The 9,983-nt window shown below is 29.3% G+C and carries 11 protein-coding genes; 4 read left to right on the top strand and 7 right to left on the bottom strand.

Annotation, left to right across the window (positions count from 1 at the left end; translation table 11 throughout):
- Positions 1 to 327: 327 nt before the first annotated feature.
- The gene (locus EV214_RS18115) at positions 328 to 714 is read right to left on the bottom strand and encodes a DUF5071 domain-containing protein (RefSeq protein ID WP_132248352.1); all 387 of its coding nucleotides are present in this window, start codon (positions 712 to 714) and stop codon (positions 328 to 330) included.
- Positions 715 to 1,042: 328 nt separating this feature from the next.
- Complete coding sequence (locus EV214_RS18110) at positions 1,043 to 1,318, bottom strand: 50S ribosomal protein L7/L12 (protein WP_132248350.1); 276 nt, start codon at positions 1,316 to 1,318, stop codon at positions 1,043 to 1,045.
- Between the two features lie 262 nt (positions 1,319 to 1,580).
- Here EV214_RS18110 and EV214_RS18105 point away from each other — a divergent pair, with 262 nt between their 5' ends.
- Both EV214_RS18105 and EV214_RS18100 read left to right on the top strand, forming a co-directional pair.
- Entirely contained in the window at positions 1,581 to 1,832 is a 252-nt protein-coding gene (locus EV214_RS18105; protein WP_132248348.1) for a hypothetical protein, read from the top strand.
- A complete protein-coding gene (locus tag EV214_RS18100) occupies positions 1,829 to 2,206 on the top strand; it encodes a retropepsin-like aspartic protease (RefSeq protein ID WP_165916470.1) in 378 nt (125 codons plus the stop codon). The genes EV214_RS18105 and EV214_RS18100 overlap by 4 nt, the downstream gene beginning before the upstream one ends.
- Before the next feature lie 116 nt (positions 2,207 to 2,322).
- On the opposite strand, the gene EV214_RS18095 is transcribed toward EV214_RS18100, so the two are convergent.
- Both EV214_RS18095 and EV214_RS18090 read right to left on the bottom strand, forming a co-directional pair.
- Positions 2,323 to 2,910 carry a hypothetical protein gene (locus EV214_RS18095; RefSeq protein ID WP_132248344.1) on the bottom strand — a complete coding sequence of 196 codons (588 nt, stop codon included), beginning with the start codon at positions 2,908 to 2,910 and terminating at the stop codon, positions 2,323 to 2,325.
- Between the two features lie 144 nt (positions 2,911 to 3,054).
- On the bottom strand, positions 3,055 to 4,548 hold the full coding sequence (locus tag EV214_RS18090; protein ID WP_132248342.1) for a P-loop ATPase, Sll1717 family: 1,494 nt from the start codon (positions 4,546 to 4,548) through the stop codon (positions 3,055 to 3,057).
- A gap of 346 nt (positions 4,549 to 4,894) precedes the next feature.
- Between EV214_RS18090 and EV214_RS18085 the strand changes: the two genes are divergently transcribed.
- Both EV214_RS18085 and EV214_RS18080 read left to right on the top strand, forming a co-directional pair.
- Positions 4,895 to 6,223 carry an IS701 family transposase gene (locus tag EV214_RS18085; RefSeq protein ID WP_132248340.1) on the top strand — a complete coding sequence of 443 codons (1,329 nt, stop codon included), beginning with the start codon at positions 4,895 to 4,897 and terminating at the stop codon, positions 6,221 to 6,223.
- A 240-nt stretch (positions 6,224 to 6,463) separates the two neighbouring features.
- The gene (locus EV214_RS18080) at positions 6,464 to 7,858 is read left to right on the top strand and encodes an IS4 family transposase (RefSeq protein WP_408631315.1); all 1,395 of its coding nucleotides are present in this window, start codon (positions 6,464 to 6,466) and stop codon (positions 7,856 to 7,858) included.
- 11 nt (positions 7,859 to 7,869) lie between these two features.
- On the opposite strand, the gene EV214_RS18910 is transcribed toward EV214_RS18080, so the two are convergent.
- The 3 genes from EV214_RS18910 to EV214_RS18070 form a co-directional block, all read right to left on the bottom strand.
- Complete coding sequence (locus EV214_RS18910) at positions 7,870 to 8,025, bottom strand: hypothetical protein (protein WP_165916469.1); 156 nt, start codon at positions 8,023 to 8,025, stop codon at positions 7,870 to 7,872.
- 249 nt (positions 8,026 to 8,274) lie between these two features.
- The gene (locus EV214_RS18075; RefSeq protein WP_132248338.1) at positions 8,275 to 8,958 is read right to left on the bottom strand and encodes a hypothetical protein; all 684 of its coding nucleotides are present in this window, start codon (positions 8,956 to 8,958) and stop codon (positions 8,275 to 8,277) included.
- 175 nt (positions 8,959 to 9,133) lie between these two features.
- Positions 9,134 to 9,769 carry a class I SAM-dependent methyltransferase gene (locus tag EV214_RS18070; RefSeq protein WP_132248336.1) on the bottom strand — a complete coding sequence of 212 codons (636 nt, stop codon included), beginning with the start codon at positions 9,767 to 9,769 and terminating at the stop codon, positions 9,134 to 9,136.
- Positions 9,770 to 9,983: the final 214 nt, after the last annotated feature.

Here is a 9,983-nt window from a genome sequence, read left to right as displayed (position 1 = left end):
CCCTTCAAAATATTATATTGCGCAGCACTTAGTATTACTAACCTTAGACAGGCTAAACATTTCCGCAACAGTATTTCGTCTAACGTTCTTGCTATATTGCGACGTTTCACATGGTTTTAGTGAAATGTATGTAAATAGTATGTTATCTGTAGTAGCCCCCTTAATCCCCCTAAAAAATCTATCTATCTGTGAAATACCCGAAAAAACTAATATTTTACTAATATCTTAAAGTAATTGTTAATCATTTAACCTACCTAGACTTTCCCTCACAAGTGAAATTCTCTTTCTACACAATATAAGAAACAAAATACTCTTTCTAGTATGATTTCATAATATTTTCTGGAGATATTGGCGTGCAATTTTATCATATTCTTCTTCTATTTCAAAGAGTGATGGATTACTCGCTACCCTTTCCAACTCATCCTTTAATAATAGTAATTGCCTATTTGTCAGCAAAGGCATCATACCGTAATACACAGAGTATTCTCTCAACCCATCAGGCTTCTGCATTAAATCCTTTAAAAAAGGTATTATTAAGTCATTAAACTTAACCAACACTTTTACTAATTCTTGTGCAACAGGCCAGTTAATGTCCTCTACCCATTCAAAAATTTCTGGCAAAACTGGTTGAATGCTTATTGAGTCAGCATTCTTAATTCTCTCTACTGCCTCAAAATCAAATTTATGTTTTGGTATAAAATAATTCTTCTTCATAAATATCCCCCGATATAATCCATTGGATAGTTTTAATAAAACACAATTTTTTTAGTTCGTAATATTATGTGATTCTTATTATGCTTTTTATAATCTTCTGCTATTACAGATAACGTGCTTACTATGTTGCGACGTTCCACATGGTTTTAGTGGAATATGTGAAAATAGTATGTTATCTACAGTAGCTCCCAGAATAACTCCCTATAACCCGTACAGAACCAAATAATTTTCTAATTTACACTAGCTTAATCTCTTTCATAAAATTAATTGTTATTCTATATGTTTGTTTCTCTAATATTACGCAATATAAGAATATTGTTCACCTATTTTATTCCCTTTCACTTAACGAATCAACATATTCTTTAGCTTCAAGTAACCCCGCTCCAGTAGCAATTCTATATTTTTTAATTGCTTTAATCTTTTCACCTTCTAAAAGAAGACTTTTTAATTCATCCGTTACTGTATCAGGCACTCCAACTTGTTTAGCAATCCTATTTAAATTTACATTTATACGTGCAATATCACTTCGTATCTGACTAATACTACTTACTATACCTATTAATAATGTTGCTCCTATGAGTCTCCAAATAATTATATCATTCATAATTTTACTCCTTTCAAGTTCGTATAATTTTACTATTGTGTAATATCTATTTTGTTTTCTTTTTAGTATCTTGCTATTGTAGATAACGGTCTTACATTTACTGATACCCTACATATCTTCAGTAGGATATTAGTAAATGTATGTTAGCTGATGGCTATTCGTCAATTTTCATCCGCAATCACCTTATCTTGATTTTCATGTATCATCTTCACTATTTATGATACAATATTACTAATAAAATATTCTCTAAGGAGTGATTATCTTGAAATGGAATGATGTAAGAGAGCTCCATCCGAATCAATGGGTAAAGCTTCATATTCTCAATTCTCATAAAGACAATGGGTATTTATATATTGATGATATGGAAATTCTTAAAACAATATCAGATAACAAGGAAGCTACATTAGAATTAACCCATAGTACAGGAAATAGTATTGTTTTCCATACAAGCCATGATGTTATAAAAACAAAATTAATTAAAAATCTAGGTTTATTCAGAAGGATATCCAATTGAATCTTGAATACAGAGACAACCTCTTATTTACTTCTATTAAATTAAGTTATCATGGCAAAATAATTGAAATAGATAATATTGTTGTTGATACTGGAGCATCCTCTTGTATTATTGAGCCTTCTGCTTTAGATTCGCTTGATTTCTGTGTAACTATTGACGATGAAATAGAGACCTTTTATGGCGTTAATGGTATTTATAATTATATAAAGCGAAAAGCTGATAGTGTAATTCTTGATGATTTAATAATAAACAACCTAGATTTCTATATAGGCACTGTGGATGAAAACATTAATGGTCTACTAGGTCTTGATGTCTTGATAAAATCAAATGCAATAATTAACTTGGGAAATATGAATATAATTTATAAAAAATAATATTCATATTTCCTTCCTTAGTCCTGCTGTCAGCTAACGTTCTTGCTATGTTGCGACGTTCCATATGGTTTCCGTGGAATGTCTGAAAATAGTATGTTAGCGGTCGTATATTCATCTCAATTCACCCTTTTAAAAACACGTGGTCCATATTCTACTTCTAAAAGTATTTCCTCACCAACTATTCTTCCTTTGTAATTTCTGGGATTCTGTTTGTTTCCTTCAATCATATGAGCATTCACCCATCTAGGATTCTCCTTCAATGAAATTTCTTCACCAGTTTTATACTTTGTATTAATTGCTTTACTAAATAAGTCACTTTCTTTTATCTCAATACTAAATGTAATTTCATTATCTAAAATTTTTAGTTTTTTCATATCAGCAACAAAAAATGCTGGATAGTACCCTTCTCGTACTTCATCAAATTCGTCACTTGTTCCATAATACCTGCCTTGAAGTTTCTCATTAACAATCTCTAAAACTATATAATGGTCTTCTATCAAATCTTTTGAATCTGTTTCATAATCATAATCATACTTATATATTCCTGTAAAACTACTTTCGGTATTTTCTGTCACACTAATCGATTCACTATTCTTCTCAATTATTTTTTCTGAATTAGTATGATTATCATTGTGCATTATATTGCACGAACTTAACAATATTACAAATAAGCATATACGGAAAATTCTTGCCTTTCTTATCATATTCGTAACCTCTCTCTTTGATATTAAACTATTGACAAATTATATACCAGATATGACCGCTAACGTTCAGCTATATTACGACGTTCCACATGCTTTTCGTGGAATGCTTGAAAATAGTATGTTAGGTGATATTTTAGTTGTAAACTAAGCGCTAACTTCAAAATTATTTTTAATAGCATATTCTATTTTAGGATCCACAATCTTATAAATTACTGAGCCATCTCTTTTTTTAGCGGTCTTCTTTACTATTCCAATATTTACCATGTTAGTTATATAATTTTGAGTAGACCCACCTGTACTTGCAAAGTTTTCTAATTCACTTCTAGTAAATTCTGAATTATTTAATTTACGCAAATGCTCAATATATGAATATACATCATTAGTATTTTTACGTGCATTTTTTCTTCTTGGATAATACTCATAAAAATCAAAATCCTCTACAAATTGTTCTAAACCCGTAGCTATAGCTTGTTCACTTATTCTCAAAGCATTACTATCAATGTCATACTGAGCCACAATAATCTTGTCCAATATATGCCATAAATCTCTAGGATTATTATTAGATAGTTTAAAAATATTTTTATATGTAGTATCATCAATTGTATTTTCAAAAATGTTTTTATAATCCTCAATTTTATTATTAGAAAAAACTTTCATTCTGTTACTTAATACTTTTTCTAAATCACTAAAATTCCAATTTATATTGTATACAAAATGTTTTTGTTTTCTAAATTTGGATTTTAACATATCAAACGGTATTTTCCAAACTGAAATTATAAGTTGAATATTATCATTTAAAAGTAATTTATTACCAATGAATAGATTTTTGAAAAAACTTGTTATTTCTTGAGCGTCATTTTCTAAACGCTCATCCTCGTCGAGCTTATCAAAAATAATAGTCACCTTGTTTATTCCTATACGCTTTGAAAATTCCAACATTTTATTTAATAACTCATATGACATATTTATATCATTAAAATTTGACTCTACTAGAAATTTAATATCAGGAAAAATACTTTGTATTTCTTCCATATTTACTCTAGGAAGATATTCACCAAAAGATTTATTTAAAAATTCCGACCCAAAATTTGTAGCTGCTGTTGCTCCATAATTTAGTAACGAAGTTAAGGGTCTAGATACTGTATTAACTATTTTTTTAAATACTCCTAACTGAATTGATTCTATTGTTTCCCTTAACTGATTTTCTGTATAATTATCTGCATATCTCTGTATTAAAAATGACAGGAAAATTTTATCTTCCTTTTTTAATTTCCTTAATTGTTTTTTATGTTCAAATAAATATATAATGATTTTGTCAGATATTGTTTTAATTATTAATTTATAATAGTCTAATATATTTTCTTTTTCACCTATAGACGCAAAGTCATCAATAAACGCAACAATATTATTCTCTTTGCAAGATTCTTTGTATAGTTCATTCAAAATAATCGTTTTCCCTGTACCCCTGTCACCATTAATAATTATAGAATTTTTGCTATCAAATGAACTCTGTAACAAAGAATAATCCTTTAATTTTATGAACAACCTTTCCCTTTTGTCTTTTTCTGACTCTGAAGTAAATATTCTAAAAGGGTACTCATCAAACCCTAGTTTGTTATAAAAGTTACTAAATGACATTATTATACCTCTCCTTTTCTGTAAGTACATTTTCAAAAATATTATTACACTGTCGCCTAACGTTTCTGGTAATTAAGACGTTTCACATGTTTTTTGTGAAATGTATGTAAATAGTATGTTAGTGGAAGTCCTGTTATCCTAAAACTATAAATTACTACAAATTTTTCCACCTTCATACTAAAATGACTAACTTGAAGAAGTTGACGCAATTACATGGTAGCTGTTATACACTGTAACACCACTTTACAAGTAATTGATCACTCATTTCCATAAAATAACAAAATCAGATACCTCAATCCTAGGAATACTAATTTTGAAAGAACCAAACCCCTAGGAGGCATCTGATATGATTAGTATTTCCAATAATTCAATAAAGCAAACCATACACACATACTTTTTTCAATATCGAACTGTATTTCACAAAAGAAGTTTCGAAATTTTCATTTGGTTAATATCAGGTATTCTTTGTCTTGAGGAAATTCGTTCCATTAAGTTTGTATATGATTATTTTATTTGCAAGTATTCTTGTTGTTCTTTGAACTCTTTCTATTACTTTTTATCCTATTTAGATTTTTCACTGAACGACATAATGAATATCACTGTACGTATTTTACTTAATCTTGTACCTGAAAGTTTAAAACAAGATACGATCTTCTTATCTATTGATGATACTTTGCAACCAAAGTTTGGTCATAAATTTGATTGCTGTGCCAAGCTGTTTGACCACGCTGCAAAAGATAAGAAAAATCGTTATATTCACGGACATTGCTTTGTTTCTTTGGTCCTGAATATTCCATTGAAATACAATGATACGATCAAGTATTTGAGCCTTCCAATTGGATACAGACTTTATGATAAAGAAGCAAATAAGCTACATATGGCATCCGATTTAATAAAAACTGTTATGCCTCTCCTAACCAATTATCAAGTAATTCTTTTATGCGATAGCTGGTATACAAAAGGCGTTGTTTTAAAAACTATAAAACAATATGACAATTTGGATATTATTGGGGCAATACGCTGGGACACAGCCATATACGACTTGCCACCTGAGCCTACTGGAAAAAGAGGTAGACCAAAAGAAAAGGGTGATAAACTAAATATTAAAAAATTCACATTTTCAGATGCTGGTGAATATCGTATTGCTACAAAACAGGTAATGACTAATCTCTTCAAAAAACCAATTTATATGACAGCTACAACAAAAGATAAAGAAGCCGTTTCAAAAGTAAGAGCATTTATCTGTACAATTAATCCAAAAAATATACAAATATTTAAGCATAACACTGTACAAAATGTGAAATTTGATCAGACTCAAGATGATCATCTACCACTATGTGCATACAGTTTGCGTTGGAATATTGAAGTGATTTTTTATCAACACAAATTTTTCTGGTCGTTTGGTAATTATATGGTACGTAACAAAGCTGCTATAGAACGGTATGTAAATTTATTAGCAATTACATTCACATTTGTTTCTGTATTGCCGTTTATTAATGAAAGTTTTTCGAAATATCAATTTGAAAGTCCTCAAAAAATAAAACGTACTATTTCCAATGTTTTGACACAGGAATTAATTTTCGAGGGTTTCGCAAATTCACTCAAAAGCACTAAAATTTATTCTGGTGTTGCTAAAGCTATTGCATCTTTTCTTTATGGTAAAGATGTAGCTTAATTTACTTGTAAACTAGTGATACACTGTAAAACAACTATTTATTATTATTAATTACTTTTCCTTTGAGAATATATTAGCTGATACTGGATCTAATTATTAGTAACTCAACTTTCGCAGTTTAAAAACTGCATGTAATCTTTGAAAAATGGTGTTTTTTCTACAATAAAAAACAAGAACATCCTGTCTTTTGGTATAATTAAGTCACCACAACCAAATTCACCGTGGAAAGGAATGTTCTTGATGACTTCAATTATACCAAATTATACAGAAAATGAAAAACAAATGCACTCTACTATTGAATTTTTTTTCAAAGAAAATAAAATTGGTTCGCTTTTAAGACAGTCTAATGTTTTAAAGTTAAAAGGATCTTCTTGTCTCTTCATTTTTAAGATTCTTTTTTATCTTGTTTTTACAGGGAAAAATTTATTTCGTATTCTTCAATCTCAAAAAGACCATTTTCCTTTTGCTAAAGATGTTATTTACCGTTTTTTGCAGTCAACTAGCTATAATTGGCGAAAGTTTTTATTGCTTCTTTCTTCAAATATCATTATCAACCGTATTCAATCTTTAACATCTGAGGAGCGTGTAAATGTTTTAATTGTTGATGATTCCTTGTATGATCGCTCTAGGAGTAAATCAGTTGAACTACTTGCTAGAGTACATGATCATACTGATAATAGATACAAAAAAGGTTTCAGAATGCTTACACTTGGTTGGTCGGATGGAAATACTTTTTTACCACTTGCTTTTACTTTGCTTAGTTCTCATAAAGCAAGTAATCGCCTTTGCTCTGAAAACCCAAACATTGATAAACGTTCAAATGGATACAAAATACGCAAACATGCAGTATTAAAAAGCCCTGCAGCTATGATGAATTTAATCCGTCAAGCAAAATCATTTGGAATTCCAGCTAAGTATGTTTTATTTGACAGTTGGTTTACCTATCCTAGAATACTAATGGAACTTCTTACAGAAAATCTACATACAATTGCAATGGTAAAAGCAATGCCTAAAGTATATTACACTTATAAAGATAAACAAATGAATTTAAAAACATTATATTCAAATGTAAAGAAAAAGCGTGGCAAAGCCAAAATTCTTGCATCTGTAATTGTTCAAATTGGAACAGATGAATTTAAAAATCCTATTCAAGCAAAAATTGTTTTTGTTCGTGATCGCAATCGCTCAAGAAAATGGTTAGCATTGATTTCTACAGATTTAGAATTAGAAGCAGAAGAAATCATTCGAATTTATGGAAAACGCTGGGATATTGAAGTCTTTTTCAAAATGACAAAGTCATTTTTGCGCCTTTCGAAGGAATTTCAATGTCGTTCATATGATGCTTTGGTTGCACATACTACCATTGTTTTTACTCGTTATATTATGTTAGCCCTAGAAAAACGGAAAAATGAAGATTTCCGAACACTAGGCAATATTTTTTATTATTGTTGTGATGAACTTGATGATATACATTTTGCTTGTGCATTGCAACTTATTATAGATATTTTAAAAGATGCATTGCAAGATAAATTATTTCTAAGTAAACAACAAATAAGTGAATTCATAGACTTCTTTATCTCTCGTTTACCTGATTTTTTCAAAGAGAAGATGGTGTTTTTGTCATGCGAAAGTTGAGTTAGTAATAATCATTTTTTTAAGTAATCATAAATCTCATAAACACTTATTAATATTGGCTCCCAACAAATAAAACCAATAGGAATTAACACCCATAGCAAAACTGGTATCACCATAGCCACAACGCATATTCCAAATAGTATACTTATTAATTTTAAAAGCTTCATCTACAGTCCCCCTCTAACAAATCTTTTTGCCTATATATCAAAAGAGTCTCATCATAATTATACGAAAACCAAAATTTTATATCAGAACATTTTATAAGTATGTATTAATAATTATTGTAGCTTCAATGATTTTCTATTTTTCTTTATTAGGTATTTCCACTAACGGTCTTGCTATATTGCGACGGTTCACATGGGTTTTGTGGAATGTATGCAAATAGCATGTTAGATAATGTTAGATTTTACTTAGTTTTATGATTTCATAATTATATTTTTTTCTTCTAATATTCTATCTACTATATCTTTATCAATTGATTTAACCTTAATTACTTTTTCATTTGTATCTTGATTCAGTAGTTTTTTATCAATTTTTCCATTCATTATATATAACACCAGTTTATATGACCTAATATGTCCTTTTTGATTTTGTTTATTTGAATCTGTTATCCATTTATACGCTTTTATTCTCTCCCACTTGTACATATGCATTCGCAACCATATTCCATTTGTGCAAACCTCACTTTTTTGTATTCCTCTATAGAAAAACATACCAAAACTCGTAATCCATAACATACTAATATACAAATTTTGTAATTCTGATTTATAAAAAGCAATTTTACACAATTCAAACCACATTTTATTTTCATTTTGTAGAAGTTGATTTTCTATTTCTACAATATATTCGTAGCTAAACATGTAATACCATTTATTTAAGTATTTAGGTACAAAAAAAGAGTAATAATCGAAAAAATCATCTAAAAATAATGAAAACATCCCCAAAGATAATACCAACCATATAAAAGAATATACTAAATCATAATTTAGTATATGTAAACATGTTACAATCACAGCTCCTTTTTTTCTACGCTTTCTTACTTCACAAATTACTATTAAAGCTATACATATCAAATAAATAATTATTATATAATCTGGCATAAAGCCCCCTTTTTTCTTTATTCTCATAATTGTTTATTAATGTTACCTAACGTTCTTAGAATTAGCGTTGCTTTACATATTTTAGTAAAGTAATGCTAATTCTTTGTTCTACGAAGTGTTGGCCACGCAGAGCTTAGCCGCTATGTACGGTAGCACCCCAATGAATTCTCACTAATCAATAATCATTTCTTCCATGATTAGACTTTGCCCAAATCAAATAGTGTGTTCCTAATAAACAAGTTTCCACTCTTTCAACTTTGATATTTGATTCTTTAACAGCCTTCAATATATCTCTGTTAGAATGACAACCCATATTTGTCACATTCCATTCATCTATGACATTTAAAAATTTGTTCAATATCCTTCCAAATAATTTATTAGAACTAACTCCATGTTCCAAAAGCAAAATTTGCCCATCTGACTTACACAACTTATTAAAATTATTTAGAACCTTTACCGGATCATCATACGCGCATAACGAGAGGGTAGAAACTATTGTATCAAACGAATTCTCTTTAAACTCAAGTTTTTCAACATCAGAAACAACAAACTCTACTTGAATACCTTCTTTAATAGCTGTTGACTTAGCTATTTCTAGCAAAGATGGGCTAAAATCTACAGCAGTAATCTTTACTTTTGATGGATAAAATTGAAAATTAGTTCCTCTTCCTACACCAACCTCTAAAACCTGTCCTTTAGCATTTGAAAGTAATGATTTCCTATATTCTTTTAGAAAAACTTTTTTATTGTCTACAGTTTTTATTTTCTTAGCTCGTTCTTCATATATTCGTATTATCTTTTCTTTGGACATTTCAAAATCCTCCTATACCCTACAACACATATTCAATCCATTAAATTGATACCTAATAACCACTCTATATCATCAATCAGCGCAATAATGCGCCGATCTTTGTCCACTATTTCGTAGAACGTCCTTGCTATATTGCAACGGTTCACATGGTTTTTGTGAACTGTTTGAAAATAGTATGTTATCTGCAGTAGCTCCCCAAAGAATTACTCAATGT

Origin of the sequence: Marinisporobacter balticus, assembly GCF_004345705.1 — a bacterium.
GTDB lineage: Bacteria > Bacillota > Clostridia > Peptostreptococcales > Thermotaleaceae > Marinisporobacter > Marinisporobacter balticus.
This window is presented reverse-complemented; position numbering and strand designations above follow the sequence as displayed.